23 protein-coding genes, 1 tRNA gene and 1 other RNA gene are annotated in these 20831 nt (G+C 63.5%); 7 read left to right on the top strand and 18 right to left on the bottom strand.

Annotated features, from left to right (window positions below):
- Window positions 1-63: 63 nt before the first annotated feature.
- Window positions 64-531: an Lrp/AsnC family transcriptional regulator gene (locus tag K420_RS0101875; protein ID WP_027456553.1), complete on the top strand. Its 468-nt coding sequence runs from the start codon at window positions 64-66 to the stop codon at window positions 529-531.
- 39 nt (window positions 532-570) lie between these two features.
- Here the strand turns inward: K420_RS0101875 and K420_RS0101870 are convergent, their stop codons facing one another.
- From K420_RS0101870 to gdhA, 3 genes are read right to left on the bottom strand one after another with little or no spacing between them, the layout of a single operon-like run.
- Entirely contained in the window at window positions 571-828 is a 258-nt protein-coding gene (locus tag K420_RS0101870) for a hypothetical protein (protein WP_027456552.1), read from the bottom strand.
- 6 nt (window positions 829-834) lie between these two features.
- Window positions 835-1065 carry a YdcH family protein gene (locus tag K420_RS0101865; protein WP_027456551.1) on the bottom strand — a complete coding sequence of 77 codons (231 nt, stop codon included), beginning with the start codon at window positions 1063-1065 and terminating at the stop codon, window positions 835-837.
- Window positions 1066-1099: 34 nt separating this feature from the next.
- Window positions 1100-2443, bottom strand: a complete 1344-nt coding sequence (gene gdhA / locus K420_RS0101860; RefSeq protein WP_027456550.1) for an NADP-specific glutamate dehydrogenase — start codon at window positions 2441-2443, stop codon at window positions 1100-1102.
- Window positions 2444-2786: 343 nt separating this feature from the next.
- Between gdhA and K420_RS0101855 the strand changes: the two genes are divergently transcribed.
- The 3 genes from K420_RS0101855 to rnpB all read left to right on the top strand — a co-directional run bounded on the left by K420_RS0101855 (window position 2787) and on the right by rnpB (window position 4343).
- Window positions 2787-3689, top strand: a complete 903-nt coding sequence (locus K420_RS0101855) for a LysR family transcriptional regulator (protein WP_027456549.1) — start codon at window positions 2787-2789, stop codon at window positions 3687-3689.
- Window positions 3690-3753: 64 nt separating this feature from the next.
- Entirely contained in the window at window positions 3754-3912 is a 159-nt protein-coding gene (locus K420_RS20675) for a hypothetical protein (RefSeq protein WP_088177856.1), read from the top strand.
- Window positions 3913-3962: 50 nt separating this feature from the next.
- Window positions 3963-4343, top strand: an RNA gene (rnpB, locus tag K420_RS19920) — RNase P RNA component class A.
- A gap of 1 nt (window position 4344) precedes the next feature.
- Here the strand turns inward: rnpB and K420_RS0101845 are convergent.
- On the bottom strand, window positions 4345-5520 hold the full coding sequence (locus K420_RS0101845; RefSeq protein ID WP_027456548.1) for a vWA domain-containing protein: 1176 nt from the start codon (window positions 5518-5520) through the stop codon (window positions 4345-4347).
- A gap of 4 nt (window positions 5521-5524) precedes the next feature.
- Complete coding sequence (locus tag K420_RS0101840) at window positions 5525-6367, bottom strand: AAA family ATPase (protein WP_027456547.1); 843 nt, start codon at window positions 6365-6367, stop codon at window positions 5525-5527.
- Between the two features lie 73 nt (window positions 6368-6440).
- Here K420_RS0101840 and K420_RS0101835 point away from each other — a divergent pair, with 73 nt between their 5' ends.
- The gene (locus tag K420_RS0101835) at window positions 6441-7595 is read left to right on the top strand and encodes a methyltransferase (RefSeq protein ID WP_051452909.1); all 1155 of its coding nucleotides are present in this window, start codon (window positions 6441-6443) and stop codon (window positions 7593-7595) included.
- 33 nt (window positions 7596-7628) lie between these two features.
- On the opposite strand, the gene K420_RS0101830 is transcribed toward K420_RS0101835, so the two are convergent.
- The 6 genes from K420_RS0101830 to rpsU all read right to left on the bottom strand — a co-directional run bounded on the left by K420_RS0101830 (window position 7629) and on the right by rpsU (window position 13449).
- A complete protein-coding gene (locus K420_RS0101830) occupies window positions 7629-8786 on the bottom strand; it encodes an ABC transporter substrate-binding protein (protein ID WP_035854395.1) in 1158 nt (385 codons plus the stop codon).
- Window positions 8787-8864: 78 nt separating this feature from the next.
- Window positions 8865-8941: transfer RNA gene (locus K420_RS0101825), tRNA-Ile, on the bottom strand.
- Window positions 8942-8948: 7 nt separating this feature from the next.
- On the bottom strand, window positions 8949-10925 hold the full coding sequence (gene rpoD, locus K420_RS0101820) for an RNA polymerase sigma factor RpoD (protein ID WP_027456544.1): 1977 nt from the start codon (window positions 10923-10925) through the stop codon (window positions 8949-8951).
- A 46-nt stretch (window positions 10926-10971) separates the two neighbouring features.
- Complete coding sequence (dnaG, locus tag K420_RS17845) at window positions 10972-12708, bottom strand: DNA primase (RefSeq protein WP_035854394.1); 1737 nt, start codon at window positions 12706-12708, stop codon at window positions 10972-10974.
- Window positions 12709-12717: 9 nt separating this feature from the next.
- Entirely contained in the window at window positions 12718-13164 is a 447-nt protein-coding gene (locus K420_RS0101810; RefSeq protein ID WP_027456543.1) for a GatB/YqeY domain-containing protein, read from the bottom strand.
- 72 nt (window positions 13165-13236) lie between these two features.
- The gene (rpsU, locus tag K420_RS0101805; protein WP_027456542.1) at window positions 13237-13449 is read right to left on the bottom strand and encodes a 30S ribosomal protein S21; all 213 of its coding nucleotides are present in this window, start codon (window positions 13447-13449) and stop codon (window positions 13237-13239) included.
- A gap of 138 nt (window positions 13450-13587) precedes the next feature.
- Between rpsU and tsaD the strand changes: the two genes are divergently transcribed.
- Complete coding sequence (tsaD, locus tag K420_RS0101800; protein WP_027456541.1) at window positions 13588-14619, top strand: tRNA (adenosine(37)-N6)-threonylcarbamoyltransferase complex transferase subunit TsaD; 1032 nt, start codon at window positions 13588-13590, stop codon at window positions 14617-14619.
- A gap of 139 nt (window positions 14620-14758) precedes the next feature.
- On the opposite strand, the gene K420_RS0101795 is transcribed toward tsaD, so the two are convergent.
- The 3 genes from K420_RS0101795 to plsY all read right to left on the bottom strand — a co-directional run bounded on the left by K420_RS0101795 (window position 14759) and on the right by plsY (window position 16494).
- On the bottom strand, window positions 14759-15046 hold the full coding sequence (locus K420_RS0101795; protein WP_027456540.1) for a cupin domain-containing protein: 288 nt from the start codon (window positions 15044-15046) through the stop codon (window positions 14759-14761).
- Window positions 15047-15057: 11 nt separating this feature from the next.
- Window positions 15058-15555 carry a thiol peroxidase gene (tpx, locus tag K420_RS0101790; protein ID WP_027456539.1) on the bottom strand — a complete coding sequence of 166 codons (498 nt, stop codon included), beginning with the start codon at window positions 15553-15555 and terminating at the stop codon, window positions 15058-15060.
- A 345-nt stretch (window positions 15556-15900) separates the two neighbouring features.
- Window positions 15901-16494 (bottom strand): glycerol-3-phosphate 1-O-acyltransferase PlsY, encoded by a 594-nt coding sequence (gene plsY, locus K420_RS0101780; RefSeq protein ID WP_027456538.1) that lies wholly within the window; start codon window positions 16492-16494, stop codon window positions 15901-15903.
- A 68-nt stretch (window positions 16495-16562) separates the two neighbouring features.
- Here plsY and K420_RS0101775 point away from each other — a divergent pair, with 68 nt between their 5' ends.
- Window positions 16563-16913, top strand: coding sequence for a dihydroneopterin aldolase (locus K420_RS0101775; RefSeq protein ID WP_027456537.1), 351 nt, complete (start codon window positions 16563-16565; stop codon window positions 16911-16913).
- Between the two features lie 36 nt (window positions 16914-16949).
- Here the strand turns inward: K420_RS0101775 and K420_RS0101770 are convergent, their stop codons facing one another.
- The 4 genes from K420_RS0101770 to K420_RS17840 all read right to left on the bottom strand — a co-directional run bounded on the left by K420_RS0101770 (window position 16950) and on the right by K420_RS17840 (window position 20789).
- Window positions 16950-17390 carry a CBS domain-containing protein gene (locus tag K420_RS0101770; RefSeq protein ID WP_027456536.1) on the bottom strand — a complete coding sequence of 147 codons (441 nt, stop codon included), beginning with the start codon at window positions 17388-17390 and terminating at the stop codon, window positions 16950-16952.
- A gap of 90 nt (window positions 17391-17480) precedes the next feature.
- On the bottom strand, window positions 17481-18356 hold the full coding sequence (locus K420_RS0101765; RefSeq protein ID WP_027456535.1) for a ZIP family metal transporter: 876 nt from the start codon (window positions 18354-18356) through the stop codon (window positions 17481-17483).
- Between the two features lie 98 nt (window positions 18357-18454).
- Entirely contained in the window at window positions 18455-18943 is a 489-nt protein-coding gene (gene ybaK, locus K420_RS0101760) for a Cys-tRNA(Pro) deacylase (protein ID WP_027456534.1), read from the bottom strand.
- Between the two features lie 10 nt (window positions 18944-18953).
- A complete protein-coding gene (locus K420_RS17840; RefSeq protein ID WP_051452908.1) occupies window positions 18954-20789 on the bottom strand; it encodes a PAS domain-containing hybrid sensor histidine kinase/response regulator in 1836 nt (611 codons plus the stop codon).
- Window positions 20790-20831 lie beyond the last annotated feature (42 nt).

Here is a 20831-nt window from a genome sequence, read left to right as displayed (position 1 = left end):
TGCTGTCTTGTTCGGCTTAATATTGGCAGAAAATTGCGTAAATTTATTCAATGGAGAAATTAGGTGCAGCTAGATCGCTATGATCGGCAAATTCTCGCCATCCTGCAGGCCGATGGGCGCATCAGCAATCAGGATCTGGCTGATCGCATCGGCCTGTCGCCGTCACCCTGCCTGCGTCGTGTCCGGACGCTGGAGGAGTCCGGCCTGATCGCCGGCTACCGCGCTCATCTTGACGCCAAGAAGCTCGGCCTGAGCCTGATGGCGCTGATCGGCATTTCGATGGATCAGCACACCCCGGAACGCTTCGCCAACCTGGAGGCGACCATCGCCGACATACCGGAAGTGCTGGAATGCCTGCTTATCACCGGCCAGCAGTCGGATTACCAGTTGAAGGTCGTGGTGCGCGACATGGATGCCTACCAGGATCTGCTGCTCAACCGGATTACCCGGATTCCCGGCGTGACCGGCGTGCATACCAGTTTCGTGCTGCGCAAGGTGATCGAGCGGGCAACCTTGCCCCTCGGGGAATAAGCGGCACAGCCCGCCAGGGGCGGGCCTTGCCGTGGTGCGTCAACCCTGGCCGGAAAGGGCGGCCGGGTTGTCGCGCCTGGCCAGAATGAATTCCCTGAGCAGGGTTCTGGCCAACACGGCCGGTGGTTGGCCAGCCAGCTGCCGGCTGGTGCCACCGGTCGCGGTGGAGACGACGAGGATCATGCCAGCCACCCAGTAGTGGCCGGAGTAGACATCGCCCTCGATGTCGCAGCTGACCGGATGGCGCTCATAGTGCTGGCCGGTTGATGCGGTCGCCTGGCGATGTCCTGACCTCATGCCGCGTCAGGCCTTGACGCGGCTGAGACTGATTTTCTGGAGCAGGGTGTAAAGCTCGTCCTTGATGGCCAGCTTCTTCTTCTTCAGAACCTCGATCTCGTCCGGTGTGCCCGGTTCCAGGTGGGCTTCCATGTTCTTGATCTTCTGGTCGAGCGTGTTGTGCTTCTCGAACAGGTTCTGGAAGTAACGGTCGCTCGTCTTCAGTTCGGTTATCAGGTCGCGATATTCGTGGAACATGGCAGTCCTCCGTCAGTCAGTGGCGATCGGCTGGTTAAATGACACCCTGGGCCAGCATGGCGTCGGCAACCTTGACGAAGCCGGCGATGTTGGCGCCATTCACGTAGCTCACCTTGCCGTTGGCGTCGCGGCCATAGACCAGGCAGGCTTCGTGGATGTTGCACATGATCTCGTGCAGGCGGGAATCGACCTCGTCGCGTTGCCAGGAGAGGCGCATTGCGTTCTGGCTCATCTCCAGGCCGGAGGTGGCGACGCCGCCGGCATTGCTCGCCTTGCCCGGGGCGTAGAGCACGCCGTTGCTTTCGAAAACCCTCACGGCATCGGCGGTCGACGGCATGTTGGCACCTTCGGCCACGCAGATCACGCCGTTCTTGAGCAGGGTCTTGGCATCCTCGCCGTCCAGTTCGTTCTGCGTGGCGCAGGGCAGGGCGACGTCGACCGGCACGTGCCAGGGACGGACGCCCGGCTGGAAGGTGGCGCCGACGCGCTGGGCGTAATCGCTGACGCGGCCGTAGAGGTGGTTCTTCACTTCCATCAGTTCAGCCAGCTTTTCCGGCGTGAAGCCGCTCTCGTCGATCACTGTGCCGCTCGAATCGGACACCGTGACCACCTTGGCACCCATCGCCATGGCCTTCTCGACAGCATACTGGGCGACGTTGCCGGCGCCGGAGACGCTGACGCGCAGGCCGTCGAAGCTGCGGCCCTGCTGCTTGAGCATTTCTTCGGCGAAATAGACGGTGCCGTAGCCGGTGGCTTCCGGACGGATCAGCGAGCCGCCGAAGCTCAGGCCCTTGCCGGTGAACACGCAGTCGGCGCGGTTGGCCAGCTTCTTGTACATGCCGGCCATGAAGCCGACCTCGCGGCCGCCGACGCCGATGTCGCCCGCCGGCACATCGGTATCGGAACCGACATGGCGGAACAGTTCGCTGACGAAGGCCTGGCAGAAGCGCATGACTTCGCCCGGGCTGCGGCCCTTCGGATCGAAGTCGGAACCCCCCTTGCCGCCCCCCATGGGCAGGGTGGTCAGCGCGTTCTTGAAGGTCTGCTCGAAGGCCAGGAACTTGAGGATGGACAGGTTGACCGACGGGTGGAAGCGGAGGCCGCCCTTGTAGGGGCCGATGGCCGAGGAGTGCTGGATGCGGTAGCCACGATTGACCTGGACATCGCCATGGTCATCGACCCAGGAGACGCGGAACATGATGACGCGTTCGGGTTCGACCAGACGGTCGAGCAGGCCGTGTTCGGCGTATTTCGGGTGCTGGGCGATGTAGGGCCACAGGCTCTCGATGACCTCGGTCACCGCCTGCAGAAATTCCGGCTGGCCCGGGTTGCGGTTGGCTACTTGCCCAATGAAATCCTCAAAATTCTTGTATCGCATCGTCTCTTCCTTGGCTCGTCATGTGGTGAATCGTCTGCAACTGCGCGCAATCCGGGGTGTTTTGCCCGGGTTGGTGAGCGCAAATTGATAGTCAGATGGCAACAATAAATGCCCTGACTTGGTGCAGAATTTTCTGGGGGTATGAAAAAGGGCGCAGTCGATTGCGCCAACGGCCTTGGCAAGTGAGCTGATGATGGGCATTCTCAGTGATTTTTAAGATGTTTTTTGAGAAAGCAGCTTCGGCCGTTGATTGAGGCTACGATAATAGAGTTGGATGCAGGGCTTGATAAGCCGCTCTTTTCGAATAAAACTGTTTCCATTTTGATAACAATCGGGGCGCGCGGTGCACGACGTCAATGACATGCTGTTCTTTGCCCATGTGGTCAAGGTCCGGAGCTTTTCCGAAGCGGCACGGCGGCTCGATGTCTCCAAGTCGCGGGTCAGCAAGGCCATTGCCCGCCTCGAGAGTTCGCTCGGTGTCCGGCTGTTGCACCGGAGCACGCGCAGCCTGAGTCTGACCGATGTCGGCGAAGCCTATTTCGAGCATTGCGACCGCATCCTTGAGGAAGTGGGCCAGGCTGACACGACCATCTCCCGCCTGCATCAGGAACCGCGCGGCAAACTGAAGATCAGCGCGCCGGTCGCCTTCAGCACCATGCATGTCGCCTCGGCGCTGCCCGATTTCATGGCGCTCTACCCCGACCTGACCGTGGACCTGACGATCAGCGACCGCCTGGTCGATCTGGCCGACGAGGGCTACGACATCGCCCTGCGCATTACCCGGGAGCCCGGCCTGAACCTGGTCGCCCGCCAGCTGGCGCCGATCCGCCGGAAAATCTGCGCCAGCCCCGCCTACCTGAGCCGGCGTGGCATTCCGCTGGTGCCGGAGGATCTCGGCGAACACAACTGCCTGGACTACACTTTTCTCGATACCCAGGGCGTCTGGCATCTCAACGGCTACAACGGTGATGTCTCGATCCCGGTATCCGGCACCCTGCGCATCAACGACGATGAGGCGCTGTCGCAGGCCGTGCTCGGCGGCCTGGGGCTGGCCTTGCTGCCCACCTTCATCGTCGGCAAGGATCTGCAGGAAGGGCGCCTGGTCGAGGTGCTGCCGGGTTATGTCCCGACCGAGCGCTTCATTTATGCCGTGCATCTGCCCAACCGGCATTTGCCGCTCAAGGTCCGCGCCTTCATCGATTTCCTGATCGACCGTTTTGGACCGACGCCGTACTGGGACCGTTGATGCTGCCGGATTGTTGCCACCCTATAATCAGGAAGTTCCCCAGCCAAACACAATGGAGCGCACCATGAAAGCCTTGATTACTGCCCTTGTCGTCAGCCTGATGCTCGCCGGATGTGCCGTGTATACCCCGGCCGGCAGCGTTGTTGTCGATCCCAATGGCCCGGGGCCGCGCCACGATGGCGGTTTCTGCCCGCCGGGCCAGGCCAAGAAGGGGAATTGCTGATCATCCGGCGCGCCGTCGGATGGGCGCGGCCAGCGTATAATCCGCCCCGGAAAGTCGGCCAGGCAATCGCTGGATACTTCGGTATCGGGAGGAAAGTCCGGGCTCCACTGGGCAGGATGCCAGCTAACGGCTGGGCGCTATAAGCCGCAAGGCGAAGGCGACGGAAAGTGCAACAGAAAGCAAACCGCCGATGGCCCCGCAAGGGGATCAGGTAAGGGTGAAACGGCGAGGTAAGAGCTCACCGCGTCCACGGTAACGGCGGACGGCACGGCAAACCCCATCCGGAGCAAGACCAAATAGGGAAGCTGAGGCGTGGCCCGCGCTGCTTCCGGGTAGGTTGCTTGAGCCTGTCGGTGACGGCAGGTCTAGAGGAATGATTGCCGAACCCCGCAAGGGGGGAACAGAACCCGGCTTATCGGCCGGCTTTCCACTCTATTTCGACAGGCTGCGCATGGCCCGCTCCAGGCCGTCCAGGGTCAGCGGGAACATCCGGTCATTGCCGATGACCTGCCGGATCATGCCGATCGATGGCGTGTAGCCCCAGTAGGCTTCAGCCAGCGGATTGAGCCAGGCGGCACGTGGCCAGGCATCGACCAGGCGCTGCAGCCAGACGGCGCCGGCTTCCTCGTTCCAGTGCTCGACACTGCCACCCGGACGGGCGACTTCGTAGGGGCTCATGCTGGCATCACCGACGAAGATCAGCTTGTAGTCCGGGCCGTAGGTGTGGATGACATCCCAGGTCGACAGCTTTTCACTGTGTCGGCGGCGATTGTCCTTCCATACGCCTTCATAGACGCAGTTGTGGAAGTAGAAGTGTTCGAGGTGCTTGAACTCGGCACGGGCGGCGGAGAACAGTTCCTCACAGGCCTGGATGTGGTCGTCCATCGAGCCGCCGACGTCGAGGAAGAGCAGCACCTTGATCGCGTTGTGCCGTTCCGGGCGCAGGTGGAGGTCGAGCCAGCCACCATTGCGGGCGGTGCCGGCGATGGTCCCGTCGAGGTCGAGTTCGGTCGCCGCGCCCTTGCGGGCAAAGCGGCGCAGCCGGCGCAGGGCGACCTTGATGTTGCGCACGCCGAGGTCGACCGAGTCGTCGAGGTTGCGGAATTCGCGCTGGTCCCAGACCTTGATCGCCGTGCGGTTGCCGACCGAGTCGCCGCCGATACGCACCCCCTCAGGGTTGTAGCCGCCGTGGCCGAAAGGCGAGGTGCCGGCGGTGCCGATCCACTTGCTGCCGCCGGCATGGCGCTCCTTCTGCTCGGCCAGCCGTTCCTTCAACTGCTCCAGGACCTTCTCGTAGCCGAGCTTCTGCAGGCGGGCGCGGTCGGCTTCCGACAGATGGCGGCGCGCCGCCAGTTCCAGCCACTCCTCGGGGACCATGGCGTCGAAGCCGGGCAGCGCCTCGATACCCTTGAAGTATTCGCCGAAGGCCCGGTCGAAGCGGTCGTACAGCGCTTCATCCTTGATTAGCAGGGTACGCGACAGCAGGTAGAAATCGTCCAGGCTGCCGCTGACCAGCCGGGCTTCCAGCGCTTCGAGCAGGGCCAGCAGTTCCTTGGTCGACACCGGCAACTGGCGCGACTTCAGGTGCAGGAAGAAATCGACGAGCATTGTTTTACGGCTTGCGGCGGCTCATGAAGGCCAGGCGTTCGAACAGATGCACGTCCTGTTCGTTCTTGAGCAGCGCGCCATGCAGTGGCGGGATGGCGTCCTTGGCATCCTTGGCGCGCAGGGCTTCGGGCGGGATGTCCTCGGCGAGCAGCAGTTTCAGCCAGTCGATCAATTCGCTGGTCGACGGCTTCTTCTTCAGGCCGGGTATCTCGCGCAGATCGAAGAAGACCTCCAGCGCTTCCTTGAGCAGTTCGTGCTTGAGGACCGGGAAATGCACCCCGACGATGCGCTGCATGGTCTCCCGGTCCGGGAACTTGATGTAGTGGAAGAAGCAGCGGCGCAGGAAGGCGTCGGGCAGCTCCTTCTCGTTGTTCGAGGTGATGATGATCAGCGGCCGATGCTTGGCCTTGATGGTGCGGTGCAGCTCGTAGCAATGGAATTCCATGCGGTCGAGTTCGCGCAGCAGGTCGTTGGGGAACTCGATGTCGGCCTTGTCGATTTCGTCGATCAGCACCACCGACGGCTGATCGCATTCGAAGGCCTGCCACAGCACGCCATGCACGATGTAATGCGAGATGTCCTCGACACGCGGGTCGCCCAGCTGCGAGTCGCGCAGGCGGGACACTGCATCGTATTCGTAGAGGCCCTGCTGGGCCTTGGTCGTCGATTTGACGTGCCACTGGAACAGCGGCATGTTCAGGGCGCGCGCCACTTCCTCGGCGAGCAGGGTCTTGCCGGTGCCCGGCTCGCCCTTGATGAGCAGCGGGCGTTGCAGGGCGACGGCGGCATTCACGGCCAGGGTCAGGTCGCGCGTGGCGACGTAGCTATCGGTACCTTCGAATTTCATGGTTGCTGTGTTGGGCTGGGAAGCGGGGGATTGTATGACTAAAGGGCGCGCCGGAAGTGCCCTACAATGCGGCATGGAATCGAATCAACTCCCTGAAATCCGCTGGCAGGAAGGCGGTCGCGAACAGGTCGCCGGCTGGCGTTCGGAAGCCGGCGTCGCGCCGCATGCCGACATCCGCATCGCCGATGACCGGACCGCGGCCGACGAGGCCTACCGCCTGCTCGAAGCCGGCACGGCGCTGCTCTGGCGGGGTGACTGGGTCAATGCCCGCCACCTGATGCAGGCGCTAACCAAACGTGCCGACCGCCGTTTCGGCGCAGCGCGCGGCAAGGCGCCGAAGACGCCGGCCGAAGCCTTTGCCCGGCATCGCGAGACACAGGGCAAGCGCGCGGCGCTGCTCAATCGTCTGCTGGTGCCGCTGAACGCTGATTACACCGTCCCGCTGCGTCGGGCGCAGGATGTGGCGGAGGCCTGCCGGGCGGCCTACGGCGAGGTAGGCGGCGAGGCGTCGCTGATCGCCCTGCGCGAACTGCTGGCGGTGATCAGCGCCCACGAGTGGCGCAAGAAGGGCGTCCCGGTGCCGGCCGTACAGGGGCGTATCCATCCGCATTACGGCGTCTTCTCACCAGTGCGCGGCGAATACGTCGATCTGGTCGCCTCGGCGCCGCTGCCGGCCGGTGGCGACCTAGCCTTCGACATCGGCACCGGCTCCGGCATCATCGCCGCCGTGCTGGCCCGGCGTGGCGTCAAGCAGATTGTCGCCACCGACCAGGATGCCCGGGCGCTCGCCTGCGCCACGGAGAATATCGAGCACCTCGGCCTGGCGGCCGAGGTGGTGGTCATCAAGGCCGATCTGTTCCCGGAAGGCAAGGCGCCGCTGGTCGTCTGCAACCCGCCGTGGCTACCGGCCCAGCCGACCTCGCCCGTCGAATACGCCGTCTATGACCCGGATTCGCGCATGCTGCGCGGCTTCCTGGCCGGCCTGGCGGCGCATCTGGCGGATGGGGGCGAGGGCTGGCTGATCATTTCCGACATCGCCGAGTTGCTCGGCCTGCGCTCGCGTCAGCAACTCATGGCGTGGATTGCCGATGGCGGTCTGCAGGTGCTCGGTCGCCTGGATACCCGCCCCAAGCACCCCAAGGTGCAGGATGCAAGCGACCCGCTGCATGCCGCGCGGGCCGCCGAAGTCACCTCGCTGTGGCGGCTGGGCAAGAAAAAGCCGGCTTGATCGCCGGCTTCGAGGATGGCGGGCGCGGCGCCCTCAGTCCTTGATCAGCACCCACTTGCCGTCCTTGACCGTCATCATGACGCGGGCGCGCTGGTCCATGCCGTTGTGGTTCTGGGCGCTCATGTTGAATACCCCTTGGGCGCCGACGACTTCCTTCGACTGCTCCAGCGCATCGCGCAGGGCTTCGCGGAATTCCACGCTGCCTGGCTTGGCCTTCTTCAGTGCCGTCGGGATGGCCTTCTGCAGCAGCAGGCCGGCGTCGTAGGTGTTGGCGCCGAAGGTGGACATCGTGCCGGCCCCGTACTTCGTCTCATAGGCCTTGATGTAACCCTGGGCGACGGCCTTGATCGGGCTGCCGCCCGGCAGGTCATAGGCGACCAGCATCGGTCCGCCGGCCATCAGCGTGCCTTCAACCGCCTTGCCGCCAATACGGATGAAGTCGTTGGTAGCCACGCCGTGCGTCTGGTAGATCCGTCCCTTGTAGCCCTTTTCCTGCAGGCTGGTCTGCGGCAGGACGGCCGGGCCGCCCGTGGCAGCGACCAGCACGGCATCCGGCCGGGCGGCGATGACTTTCAGGGCCTGGCCGGTCACCGACTGATCAGTACGGTTATAGCGCTCACTGGCTACCAGCTTGAGGCCGGCCTTCTCCGCCATGGCACCGAAAACCTTGAACCAGTTCTCCCCATAGGGGTCGTTGAAGCCGATGAAACCCAGGGTCTTCACGCCATGCGCCGTCATGTGCTCGATCAGCGCTTCGGCGATCAGGTCGTCGTTCTGCGTCGTCTTGAACACCCATTTCTTCTTGTCGTCCATCGGCTGGATGATGGCCGACGAACCGACCGTGGTGACCAGCGGGGTTTTGGACTCCGCCACGAAATCGAGCATGGCGAGCGCCGCCGGCGTCGTCGTCGGGCCGATCAGCGCATCCACCTTCTGCTCGGCAATCAGCTTCTTGACGTTGGTCACGGCATTGGTCGGGTCGGATGCGTCGTCGAGTACGATGTACTCCACCTTCTGCCCGCCGATCTCGGTCGGCAACAGGGCCACCGTCTGCTTCTGCGGAATGCCGACCACGGCCGTTGGCCCGGTCGACGAGGCAATGACGCCGATCCGGATGTCGGCAAAGGCCACTCCGGTGGCCAGGAGCAGGGCGAGCAGGGCGGGAAGTTGGCGGCGCAAGGCGATCTCCATCGGACAGTTCGAAACAGCCATTATAAAAAGACTGGAAAGCAAATGGCCTGCGATTTCTCGCAGGCCATTCGGCTTGACTGGTGGGCCCGCACGGACTTGAACCGTGGACCAAAGGATTATGAGTCCTCTGCTCTAACCAACTGAGCTACAGGCCCGGAAAGCTTAGTTGTTGTTGCTGTCGATGAAGCTGCGCAGCTTGTCGGAGCGGGTCGGGTGGCGCAGCTTGCGCAGGGCCTTGGCTTCGATCTGGCGGATGCGCTCGCGGGTGACGTCGAACTGCTTGCCGACTTCTTCCAGCGTGTGGTCGGTGTTCATTTCGATACCGAAGCGCATGCGCAGCACCTTGGCTTCGCGGGTCGTCAGGGTGTCGAGGATTTCCTTGGTCACGCCGCGCAGGCTGGAGTACATCGCCGCATCGGCCGGCGCCAGGGTGGCCTGGTCTTCGATGAAGTCACCGAGATGGGAATCATCGTCGTCGCCGATCGGGGTTTCCATGGAGATCGGCTCCTTGGAAATCTTCATGATCTTGCGGATCTTGTCTTCCGGCATGTCCATCTTCTTGGCAAGCGTCGCGGGATCCGGCTCGACGCCGGTTTCCTGCAGGATCTGGCGGGAGATGCGGTTCATCTTGTTGATCGTCTCGATCATGTGCACCGGGATGCGGATGGTGCGCGCCTGGTCGGCGATCGAGCGGGTGATGGCCTGGCGGATCCACCACGTGGCGTAGGTCGAGAACTTGTAGCCACGGCGGTATTCGAACTTGTCCACCGCCTTCATCAGGCCGATGTTGCCTTCCTGGATCAGGTCGAGGAACTGCAGGCCGCGGTTGGTGTACTTCTTGGCGATCGAGATCACCAGGCGCAGGTTGGCCTCGGTCATTTCGCGCTTGGCGCGGCGGGCCTTGGCTTCACCGGTGGACATCTGCTTGTTGATGTCCTTGAGTTCCTTCAGCGAGATGCCGATGCGGTCCTGCAGGGCGAGTAGCTTCTTCTGCTCTTCCTTGATGTCCGGGGCGCTGCGGGTCAGGATGGCGACGTAGGTCTTCGGGGCGGCGGCGATCTCGGCGTCGGCCCAGTCGAGGTTGATCTCGTTGCCCGGGAAGGACTGGATGAAGTGCGGGCGCGGCATCCGGACGCGATCCACGCAGATGTTCTGGATCTTGCGCTCGCAGGCGCGAACCTGCTCGACCATCTCACGTACGCTGTCGCACAGGCGCTCGATGGAGCGCGAGGTGAAGCGGATGTTCATCAACTCGTCGGAAAGCTGGCTCTGCAGCTTGAGGTAGGCCTTGTCCTGCGAACCCTTGCTGCTCAGCGCCTTCTGCATCTTGGCGTGGATGCCCTTGATGGTCTTGAAACGCTCCAGGGCGTCAGCCTTCAATTGCAGCAGCGAGGCGGACGCGGCGCCACCGCTGCCGCCTTCGCCGTCCTCGTCTTCGTCATCTTCGTCGGCCGCTTCGGCTTCCTCGGCCATCTCGGCAGCCGGTTCTTCCTCGACGGCGTTCGGGTCGATCAGGCCATCGACCAGTTCGTCGATGCGCATCTCGTCGGATTCGACCTTGGCGGCCATGTCGAGGATGTCGGCGATGGTCGTCGGGCAGGCCGAAATGGCCTGGATCATGTGCTTGAGGCCTTCCTCGATGCGCTTGGCGATCTCGATTTCGCCTTCGCGGGTGAGAAGTTCGACCGAGCCCATTTCGCGCATGTACATGCGGACCGGGTCGGTGGTGCGGCCGAATTCGGAATCGACGGTGGACAGCGCCTGCTCGGCCTGGGCTTCGACTTCCTCGTCATCGGCAGCCGAGGCAGCGGTGTCGGACATCAGCAGGTCTTCGGCAGCCGGGGCTTCGTCGAAGACCTGGATGCTCATTTCGCTGAAGGTCGAGATGATGGCTTCGATCGATTCGGCGTCGACGACATCATCCGGCAGGTGGTCGTTGATTTCGGCGTAGGTCAGGTAGCCGCGTTCCTTGCCCAGCTTGATCAGCGCCTTGAGGCGCATCTTGCGCGCTTCGGCATCGAGCGGTTCCGGGGTTTCAGCCATCTGGCCCTGGAGCAGCGCCTTCTCGGCGGCCTTTTCCTTGGCCTTGCTGGCGCGAGCCTTCGGGGCTTCCTTAGCGGTGTCTTTTGCCTTAGCCATGAACACGATCCATAGAATTTTGGAAAACCATAAATATTACCACAACTTAGCTGCGTTTTGACCGGCCCGCCAGGAACTGGATATAGGCCTGTTTCTCGGCGGCAGAGAGGCCGGCGACGCCGAATTGCTGGGCTTTCATCTGCAGTTCGTCAAAGGCCCGTTTTTCGCTGCCGGCCTGCAGTTTTTCCAGGGTGTCGCGAAATTCGGCTTCCGCGCCCTCTTCGTCAAACGGCAGGCCGAGAAGTTCCGAGGCGGCGCTTTCGATCATGCTCTCCTCGGGCAGGCCGCGCAGTTGTTCGCGTAGCACGGCATAACCGCCGAGCGCGGGATAGGCGGAAACCAGTTGATGCAGGCGGAGCAGCGCCGGTCGCTCGGGCGTGTCGGGCAGCAGGTCGGTAGGCAGGCGGGTGGCCCACTGTGGCTTGTGCAGGATGATGCGCAGCAGGTTACGGGTCAGCGATGGCGCGGTGCGCTTCGCCCGGGGCGGCGGTGGGGGGGTGTAGGACTTCAGCTCGCACAGGCGCTCGACCTCGGCCTGGGCAAAGCCGCTCGCTTCGGCCAGGCGCTTGACCAGTTGCAGGCGGAGCAGCGGGGTCGGTAGCTTGTGGAGCAGCGGTTTGGCTTCGTAGATCAGGCGGGCCTTGCCTTCCGAGCTGGTCAGGTCGCAGCGCTGGGCGAGTTCCTTGAGCAGGAAGTCGGAGAGCGGCATGGCCTGGGCGACCAGACGGTCGAATTCCGCCTTGCCGAATGCGCGGATGAAGCTATCCGGGTCATGCTCGGCCGGCAGGAAGACGAAGCCGATCTGCTTATTGTCGGCCAGCGCTTCCAAGGCGTTTTCCAGCGCGCGCCAGGCGGCTTTGCGGCCGGCGTTGTCGCCGTCGAAGGAGAAAACGATGCGGTCGACCTGGCGCAGCAGTTTCTGCACGTGGGTCGGGGTGGTCGCTGTGCCCAGCGTCGCGACGGCATTGCCGACGCCATTTTGTGACAGGGCGATGACGTCCATGTAGCCCTCGGTGACGATGGCGGTGTTCGTCTCGCGCAAGGCCTGGCGGGCCTGCGGCAGGCCGAAGAGTTCGCGGCCCTTCTCGAAGAGGGGCGTTTCGGGCGAGTTCAGGTATTTCGGCTCGCCCTGGTCGATGATGCGGCCGCCGAAGGCGATGATTTCGCCCTTCGGATTGACGATGGGGATCATCAGCCGGTCGCGGAAGCGGTCGTAGCGGCGGCCGGCTTCGTTCTCGATGACCAGGCCGGCGACCTTCAGTTCGTCGGCGTTGTAATCGGCAAAAACGGCTTCCAGGTTCTGCCAGCCATCGGGGGCGTATCCGATGCCATAGCGGGCGGCTACTTCGCCGGAAAGGCCGCGCTTCTTGCAGTAGTCGATGGCGCGCGGCGAAGCCTTCAGCTGTGCTTTGTAGTAGGCGGCAGCGCGGGCCATGACCTCGATCAGGCTGCGGGTCTGGCCGGGCTTCTCATCGTTGAAGCTGCGCCCTTCGCTTTCCGGCACGGTCATGCCGGCGCGGCCGGCCAGTTCCTTGACGGCATCGACGAAGCCCATGCCCTGGTATTCCATGACGAAGCCGATGGCCGTGCCGTGGGCGCCGCAGCCGAAGCAGTGGTAGAACTGCTTGGTCGGACTGACCGTGAAGGACGGCGATTTCTCATTGTGGAAGGGGCAGCAGGCGGCGTAGTTGGCGCCGGCCTTCTTGAGCGGTACGTAGCTGTCCACCAGGTCGACGATGTCGACCCGGGCCAGCAAATCCTGGATGAACGACTCCGGGATCATGGTGCCGATTTAGCCGGCAAGTGCGGCCTTGACCAGCTTGGAGACCTCGGCCATGTCGGCCTTGCCGGCGAGTTGCGGCTTGAGCACGCCCATCAGCTTGCCCATGTCGGCCGGGCCCTTGGCACCGGTTTGCGCTACGGCGGCGGCGACGGCAGCGGCGACTTCCTCGCTGCTCATCTTTTCCGGCAGGTAGGCGGAGAGGATGTCGATCTCGGCTTTTTCGACGTCGGCCAGATCCTGGCGGTTGGCGGCTTCGTACTGGGTGACGCTGTCCTTGCGCTGCTTGACGAGCTTTTCGATGACAGCGGCGACGGCGGCGTCGTCGAGTTCGACGCGCTCATCGACTTCCTTCTGCTTGATGGCGGCGTTGAGCAGGCGGATGGCGGACAGCTTGGCCGCTTCCTTGGCCTTCATGGCGGCCTTCATGTCTTCGGTGATGCGGGCTTTTAGGCTCATGTTCGACTTTCTAAAGCAAAAAGCCGCCGGCTGTTGAGGCTGGCGGCTCTTTTGGTGCTGAAGCGTACTGGATCAGTACAGCTTCGGCGGCAGGGTCAGGCTACGGAGGCGCTTGTGCTGACGTTTAACGGCAGCGGCAGCCTTGCGCTTGCGCTCGGTCGTGGGCTTTTCGTAAAACTCACGGGCGCGCAGCTCGGTCAGAAGACCAGTCTTTTCGACGGTGCGCTTGAAGCGGCGGATAGCAACTTCGAACGGCTCATTTTCTTTGACGCGAATGCTCGGCATATTTTTCACCCCCTTCCTGGTCGGCGCCTGCCGGGGTAGTTGATCGGCAGGTCACTCAAATTTTTCCGCAATGTTGCGGGAAGCCCAACAGTATATTGCAAAAAACCTTTCTGCATCAAGTGTTAAAATGCGCGCCCTATGTTGATCCTCGGTGTCGAATCCTCCTGCGACGAGACGGGTATTGCGCTGTACGACAGCGAAGCCGGTCTGCTTTCCCACGCCCTGCATTCGCAGGTGGCGATGCATGCCGAGTACGGCGGTGTGGTGCCGGAACTGGCGTCGCGTGACCATATCCGGCGCGTCGTGCCGCTGCTGCGAGAGGCCTTGGGGCGTGCCGGCAAGTCGCTGGACGATATCGACGCGGTGGCTTATACCCGCGGGCCCGGCTTGTCCGGTGCATTGCTCGTCGGTTGCGCCTTTGCCGAGGCGCTGGCGCTGGCCATCGACAAGCCGACCATGCCGGTGCATCACCTCGAAGGGCATTTGTTGTCGCCGCTGTTGTCGAGCGACCCGCCGACCTTCCCGTTCGTCGCCCTGCTGGTTTCCGGCGGGCATACCCAGTTGATGAAGGTGACCGGCGTCGGCGAATACGAATTGCTCGGCGAAACGCTGGACGATGCGGCCGGCGAGGCCTTCGACAAGAGTGCCAAGCTGCTCGGCCTGCCCTATCCGGGCGGCGCCCTGCTGTCGAAGCTGGCCGAGACGGGAACGCCCGGCGTTTATGAGCTGCCGCGCCCGATGCTCCATTCCGGCGACCTGAATTTCAGTTTTTCCGGCCTGAAAACGGCGGTTCTGACGCTGGTGCGCGAGCAGGGCGAGGGTTTGGGCGACACCTTCAAGGCCCATGCAGCGCGGGCCTTTCAGGAGGCCATCGTCGAAGTGCTGGTCAAGAAGTCGCTGAAGGCGATGAAGCAGACCGGCCTCAAGCAGTTGGTGGTGGCCGGCGGGGTCGGCGCCAACAAGCAGTTGCGCAACACGCTGAACGACGAGGCCAGGCGCAAGCGCTTCCGCGTCTATTACCCGGAACTGGAGTTCTGTACCGACAACGGGGCGATGATCGCGCTCGCCGGTTGCCTGCGCCTGCAGGCCGGTACGCCGGCCAAGGAAGCCGGCGCCTTCGCGGTTCAGCCGCGCTGGCCTTTGATGGAGATGTCAGTCAGCGGGAGGTAGAAAACGGATCGAATCGTCTGGTCGCCCTGTGCGCCGAGACAACAACCGTCATCGATCCGGTGCTTTTTCTTCTTCCGTTTCGGGCAGTCCTTGCACGGTGGATCGCTCTTGCAGCATTTCTTGGCCATGCCGGCGCTCCTCAGTAAGGCTGGTTGCGCCGGGCAAGCCAGTAGGTTGCACCCTGATGGCCATAGCGTTCGGCATGGGGCACCGCGTATTCGAGACTGAACTCGTCGCCCGGTTGCAGTCGGCGAGTCTCGTCATCGACGGTCAGCCACATTTCACCCTGCACGACCCGCGCCTTCAGGGCGAAGGCATGGGTGTGCGTGTCGATCTGCAGGTCGGCCGGCCAGCTGCGAACGAGGACTTCGTCATAGCCTTCGGAAAGGGCTTGGGCGCGGTAGTCGTCGAAGGCGAGGCTGGCCATGGTCTGGCTCCTTACAGAACGGCGAGGGCGGCGGCGTAGTCCGGCTCGTTCTTGATTTCCGAAACCAGTTCGCTGTGCAGCACGCGGTCGTTTTCGTCGAGCACGACGACGGCACGGGCGGCCACGCCGACCAGCGGGCCGCTGGCGATGGCGACGCCGTAGGCGTCGAGGAATTCACGGCCGCGCATGGTGGACAGGTTGATCACGTTTTCCAGGCCTTCGGCACCGCAGAAACGGCCCTGGGCGAAGGGCAGGTCGGCCGAGATGCAGAGCACCACAGTGTTCGGCTTGGCGTTGGCTTGGGCGTTGAACTGGCGGACCGAGGCAGCGCAGGTCGGGGTGTCGATGCTCGGGAAAATGTTCAGGATCTTGCGCTTGCCGGCGAAGGTGGCCAGCGTGGCATCGGACAGATCCTTGGCGACCAGCGAGAAGGCGGGGGCGGCATCGCCCTTTTGCGGGAACTTGCCATTGACGTTGATCGGGTTGCCGCCGAGGGTAACTTGGGACATCGTTTGCTCCTGTTATCAGTGGTGGTGAGAAGCCTTTGGAGGCGGCGCAAGGCACTTGGTTCCCGGCCGTCCCGCCTGGCTGTCAGAAATTGTCCGGCAGATTGGCCAGCACGTCGATATACGGCTCCCAGGCGACGAGTTCGTCGAACCAGCGGTCGATGATGCGGGAAATCATGGCAGCCTCCTTGTGGGTGCGGCCCGAATCGCGGGCCCGATGCAGGCAGTCTAGGGAGGCTGGCGGTGGCGGTCCAATCGATTGATTGCATCCGGCCGATGACCTTTGGCTATCGGCCGGGCAACAAAAACGCCGGCGTACCGGCGTTTGGGGTAGAGGCTGGAGCAGGACTACTTCTTCTTGCTGCCAATCTTCGATTCCTGGCCGGCCATCAGGCGCTGGATGTTCTGCCAGTGCTTGCCGATCAGCGCCATGCCGAGGATGCCGACAACGACCGTCTGGTTGTTGGCGCCGTGCATCAGGGCCGAAACGACCGGCGCGGCAGCCGCGGCGATCAGCGCGGCGAGCGAGGAGTAGCGGGAAACGTAGGCGACGAGCAGCCAGATGCCGGCGACGGCCAGGCCGAGGATGGGGTCGAGCGCGAGCAGGACGCCGGCGGCGGTGGCAACGCCCTTGCCGCCCTTGAATTTCAGGAAAACCGGGTAGAGATGGCCGATGAAGACGGCCAGCGCGACGAGGGCGATGACCGTGTCGCTGAACCCCATCTGCTGGGCAACGATGACGGCAACGGCGCCCTTCAGTGCATCGCCGATCAGGGTCATCAGTGCCGCCTTCTTGTTGCCGCTGCGCAGCACGTTGGTGGCGCCCGGGTTGCCCGAGCCGTAGGTGCGCGGGTCGGCCAGGCCGAAGACCTTGGAGGAGATCATGGCAAAGGGAACGGAACCGAGCAGGTAGGCGGCGAGGATGGCGAGGGCGGTTGGCATGGGTGAACTGGGTGGCTGGGAGTACAATCGCGGCGAATTTTACACCCCGAGCCCCAACCGACTGCCCCATGGACATCATTTTCATCGAGGAATTGCGCGCCGCAACGTGGATAGGCATCTATCCGCGCGAAAAAGCCATGCCGCAGACGGTCGAAATCTCGTTGCAGATCGGCGTATCCACCGCCTCGGCCGGGGCCAGCGACGATATTCGCGATACCGTGGATTACGCCGTGGTCGTCGAGCGCCTGCGCGCCGACCTGGCGGCCAGCCATTTCAACCTGCTGGAAAAGCTGGCCGAGCACATCGCTACCTGGCTGCTGGAAAACTTCGCTGCCCAGTGGGTGCGCGTTTCGGTCGCCAAGCTGGGCATGATGCCGGGCGTCAAGCGCGTCGGCGTGATCATCGAACGTTCGGTCTGACCGACACCCGGCGGCGGGTGTCGGCCGGGTTGCAACTTACAGGATTTCGGTCAGCACGGCCTTCTGGTCGAGTTCCCGGAAGAAGTGCAAGGCCTCCAGGCCGAGTGCGTCGCGCGAGGACAGCACGCCGATCGGCCGGCCGTCCGGCAGTACCACCGGCAGGTGGCGGAACCCCCCTTCGTGCATGATGTGCAGGGCATGGCCGAACGGCTTTTCGGGGTGAATGGTTTGCGGGTTGGCGGTCATCACTGCGCCGACCGGCGTGGAGACGGCGTCGAGCCCGGCAGCCAGCACCTTGAAGGTCAGGTCGCGCTCGGTGCAGATGCCGAGCAGTTTGCCGTCCTCCGGTGCAACGACCAGAACGACACCTTCGTCGTTGTCGCGCATGTGGGCGGCCACCGCGCGGATACTCTTGTCCGGCGTGGTGGTCAGGAAGTGACGATTCTGGATGATCTTGATGGCAGCGCGATGCGGCATGGTTCGTCTCCTCGGTTGGGGTTGGTTTGCAGAGGAAAGACAAACGCTGTTTGAATTGGTTCTCTGCCATAAACAGGCGTGTTGCCCCGATCAGAAAACACTGGCCAGTGTCGTCATCACGGCGAAGCCGGCCGCCAATCCGGCCGTACCGGCACCGATCCGGCCCGGCCGGTGCGAGGCCGGGATCATTTCGTGGCTGACCACCCAGAGCATGGCACCGGCCGCAGCAGCCAAGGCGAGCGGCAAGGCGGCGCCGGCGAGGGTGCTGGCAATGACGCCGAAAAGGCCGCCAACCGGTTCGACCAGACCGGTGCCGAGCGCGATGAGGGCGGCCCGCAAGGGCGCCGCGCCGAGAGCGATCATCGCGCTGGCGACGATCCAGCCTTCCGGGACGTTCTGCAAGGCGATGCCGAGGCTCATGCCATGGTCGGCCCCGGCTGCCGCTGCGACACCCACGGCAAGGCCTTCCGGCAGGTTGTGGATGGCGATGGCGGCAACGACGAGGGCGACATTGGGCATCAGGCCGCGTGCTTCGACGTCCTCGACATGCTCGTGTGGCAAGCGGCGGTCGAGCGTCTGCATGCCGGCGACGCCGGCGAGAAAGGCCGCTGCCGTGAGGATGCCGAGCAGCCACGGCGCGTCGCTGGCTGCCACCGTCTGCACGGCAGGGACGAGGAGCGAGAAGAGGCTGGCGGCGAGCATCATGCCGCCAGCCAGACCGAGCATCGGCGCCATCAGGCGTTCCGAGGGGCGGCGGAGCAAGAGTACCGGAATGGCCCCCAAACCGGTGGCGGCGCCGGCCAGCAGGCTGGCCTGCAAGCCTTGGGTGGCCATCGGGTGAGCGGCAAGCCACTGCAAACCCTGCTCGATGCCGAAGGTGAGGGCGACGACGGCCATGACCAGCCCGACCCACAAATGACGGCGGGCGGCGGGTTTTTCGTAATGCTGAAGGACGATCTGGGTCATGGTGGCACTCCGGTTGAACGCTTGAGTGCCACTTTATGTCTGCCTGATTTATAGCTCCAATCGATTGATTAAATCGATTTGATTGCGGAATTCAATTGTCAGGCGAGGGCGACCTCGACCACCTTGGGGTGCAGCACGCGCAGGATGTCGTGTGGGTGAATGCCGACCAGGAAACCGCGCCGACCGCCGTTGATATAAATCAGCGGCAAATCAAGAATGCTTTTCTCGATATGCACCGGCATCGCCTTCTTGGTGCCGAAGGGGCTGGTGCCGCCGACCAGGAAGCCGGTATGGCGGTTGGCGACTTCCGGTTTGCACGGTTCGATCCTCTTGCAGTTGATCTGGCGGGCGAGTTCCTTGGTCGATACCTTGCGGTCGCCATGCATCAGCACGATCAGCGGCCTGGCGTTCTCGTCTTCGAAGATCAAGGTTTTGACCACGGCGTGCTCGTCCACATTCAGCTCGCGGGCCGAGACCTTGGTCCCTCCGTGCTCCTCGTAGGCATAGAGGTGGGTCGAGAAGGCGACCTTGTTGGCTTTGAGGAATTGGGTGGCCTGGGTTTCAGGGGCGTGTTCGGTTTTGCTCATGGTGTTTCGGTCAACGGTGGGTGAGCCATTTGAGCAGCGTGGCAAAGACGTGCTCGGGCTCGAAAGGCTTGGTCACGAAATCGTTCATGCCGGCGGCCAGGCAGCGCTGGCGGTCTTCGGCGAAGGCGTTGGCAGTCATCGCAATGATCGGGATGGTGGCGCCGTTCGGCAACTGCCGGATGCGGCGCGTTGCTTCCAGGCCGTCCATGTTCGGCATCTGCATGTCCATCAGGATCAGCGCGTAGTTGTTGCGGCTGGCTAGCTCGACAGCGATGGCGCCGTCCTCGGCGGGGTCGATCTGCAGCCCGCTGTCCTGGAGCAGCATCTCGGTGATTTCGCGGTTGATCGGCTCGTCCTCGGCGAGCAGGATGCGGCTGCCGGCGAAGGCCTCGCGCAGGCGCAGCTCGGCCGAACCGGCCGGTTGTTCGGCGGGGGCGTTCTCCGCCAGCGGGGCCTTGGCCAGGCGGACGGTCAGCCAGAAGGTGCTGCCGATGCCCGGCGTGCTGGTCACGCCAACCGTACCGCCCATCCGTTCGGCCAGCTTGCGGTTGATCGCCAGGCCGAGGCCGGTTCCACCATATTTGCGTGTCGTGCTGCTGTCGGCCTGCTCGAAGGCGTTGAACAGTTTGCCCTGGGCTTCCGGCGCGATGCCGATGCCGGTATCGCTGACCGCCAGGCGCAACAGGATGCTGTCACCGAAATCCTCCTCGACGCTGGCATGCAGCGTGATGCGGCCCCGCTCGGTGAACTTGAGGGCGTTGCCGGCATAGTTGAGCAGGATTTGTTGCAGGCGGGTCTGGTCACCCAGCACGCGGGCCGGCAACGGGCCATGCGTTACCGACAGCGTCAGCTGTTTGGCGACGCAGCGGTCGTGCAGCATGGTGACGACATTGTCGAGCACGGTTTCGATCTGGAAGGGGGTCTCTTCCAGCACCAGGTGGCCGGCATCGATCTTCGACAGGTCGAGGATGGCGTTGATGACTTCGAGCAGGTGGTAGCTGGCGGCTTCCAGCTTGTCGAGCTGTTCACGCTGGGCCGGCGACAGTTCGCCGCGCCGGATCAGGTTGGCCATGCCAGTGATGGCGGTCAGCGGCGTACGGATCTCGTGGCTCATGTTGGCCAGGAAGGCACCCTTGGCGAGATTGGCGCTTTCGGCCGCCGCCTTGGCCTGGACCAGGTCGGCCGTGCGGCTGGCGATCAGGTCTTCGAGGTGCTGGCGATGGCGCTGCAACTCGTTTTCGAACAGCATGCGCTCGGTCACGTCGCGCGAAATGCCGAACGTGCCGATGATACGGCCCGCGGTGTCGCGCAACGGCCCCTTGGTGACGTAGAAGGTCTTGCGTCCGTTGGGCGTGTCGAGTTGTTCGTGGAGGTTTTCGATGATCCCCTTGGCGATAATCCGACGGTTGGTGGCAAGCAGTTCTTCCGCCTGCTTCCGGGGAAAGATCGCGAAGTCGTCGTGGCCGATCACAGCGGCGACCGGCTTGCCGACGAACTGGCTGGCCGCCTGGTTGAAGAGCAGGTAGCGCCCCTCCAGATCCTTGGCGAAGATGGCGTCGGTCGAGCTGTCGGCGACGGTTTCGACCAGCTTGAGGCTGTTGATCCGCTCGGTCAGCGCGGTGCTGTAGCGGCCCCAGTAGCGGTCGAGCAGGAAGTAGAGCAGCAGGGAGGTAATGACGACAAATGCCCAGCCCTTGGCCATGCTGATCTCGACGATCTTCAGCGGATCCGTGGTGATGAGCAGTACGGCCCGGTCGGAGAGGAGAATCCAGGCGGCGGCAAAGACGGCGTAGATCAGGACGATCTTGATGACGCTGTGCCATTTGTCCCGGTTGAGTGCTTGCATGGGCATGAGGAGAGAGGGCAGAGGGCGGGATGGTAGCGAAGC

The organism is Dechloromonas agitata is5 (assembly GCF_000519045.1).
Classification (GTDB): domain Bacteria; phylum Pseudomonadota; class Gammaproteobacteria; order Burkholderiales; family Rhodocyclaceae; genus Azonexus; species Azonexus agitatus.
Note: the sequence above shows the minus strand (reverse complement) of the source record. Positions and strands in the feature narration are given on the sequence as shown.

Coding starts and splice junctions, on each gene's coding strand:
- K420_RS0101795 (WP_027456540.1), bottom strand. CDS start 15,046: ATGGCCAGCCTCGCCTTCGACGACTACCGCGCCCAAGCCCTTTCCGAA.
- K420_RS0101835 (WP_051452909.1), top strand. CDS start 6,441: ATGGAATCGAATCAACTCCCTGAAATCCGCTGGCAGGAAGGCGGTCGC.
- rpsU (WP_027456542.1), bottom strand. CDS start 13,449: ATGCCGAGCATTCGCGTCAAAGAAAATGAGCCGTTCGAAGTTGCTATC.
- rpoD (WP_027456544.1), bottom strand. CDS start 10,925: ATGGCTAAGGCAAAAGACACCGCTAAGGAAGCCCCGAAGGCTCGCGCC.
- K420_RS0101765 (WP_027456535.1), bottom strand. CDS start 18,356: ATGACCCAGATCGTCCTTCAGCATTACGAAAAACCCGCCGCCCGCCGT.
- K420_RS0101865 (WP_027456551.1), bottom strand. CDS start 1,065: ATGTTCCACGAATATCGCGACCTGATAACCGAACTGAAGACGAGCGAC.
- dnaG (WP_035854394.1), bottom strand. CDS start 12,708: ATGATCCCGGAGTCGTTCATCCAGGATTTGCTGGCCCGGGTCGACATC.
- K420_RS0101770 (WP_027456536.1), bottom strand. CDS start 17,390: ATGCCGCATCGCGCTGCCATCAAGATCATCCAGAATCGTCACTTCCTG.
- ybaK (WP_027456534.1), bottom strand. CDS start 18,943: ATGAGCAAAACCGAACACGCCCCTGAAACCCAGGCCACCCAATTCCTC.
- K420_RS20675 (WP_088177856.1), top strand. CDS start 3,754: ATGAAAGCCTTGATTACTGCCCTTGTCGTCAGCCTGATGCTCGCCGGA.
- plsY (WP_027456538.1), bottom strand. CDS start 16,494: ATGCCAACCGCCCTCGCCATCCTCGCCGCCTACCTGCTCGGTTCCGTT.
- K420_RS0101870 (WP_027456552.1), bottom strand. CDS start 828: ATGAGGTCAGGACATCGCCAGGCGACCGCATCAACCGGCCAGCACTAT.
- K420_RS0101845 (WP_027456548.1), bottom strand. CDS start 5,520: ATGCTCGTCGATTTCTTCCTGCACCTGAAGTCGCGCCAGTTGCCGGTG.
- gdhA (WP_027456550.1), bottom strand. CDS start 2,443: ATGCGATACAAGAATTTTGAGGATTTCATTGGGCAAGTAGCCAACCGC.
- tpx (WP_027456539.1), bottom strand. CDS start 15,555: ATGTCCCAAGTTACCCTCGGCGGCAACCCGATCAACGTCAATGGCAAG.
- K420_RS0101775 (WP_027456537.1), top strand. CDS start 16,563: ATGGACATCATTTTCATCGAGGAATTGCGCGCCGCAACGTGGATAGGC.
- K420_RS17840 (WP_051452908.1), bottom strand. CDS start 20,789: ATGCAAGCACTCAACCGGGACAAATGGCACAGCGTCATCAAGATCGTC.
- K420_RS0101840 (WP_027456547.1), bottom strand. CDS start 6,367: ATGAAATTCGAAGGTACCGATAGCTACGTCGCCACGCGCGACCTGACC.
- K420_RS0101830 (WP_035854395.1), bottom strand. CDS start 8,786: ATGGAGATCGCCTTGCGCCGCCAACTTCCCGCCCTGCTCGCCCTGCTC.
- K420_RS0101810 (WP_027456543.1), bottom strand. CDS start 13,164: ATGAGCCTAAAAGCCCGCATCACCGAAGACATGAAGGCCGCCATGAAG.
- tsaD (WP_027456541.1), top strand. CDS start 13,588: ATGTTGATCCTCGGTGTCGAATCCTCCTGCGACGAGACGGGTATTGCG.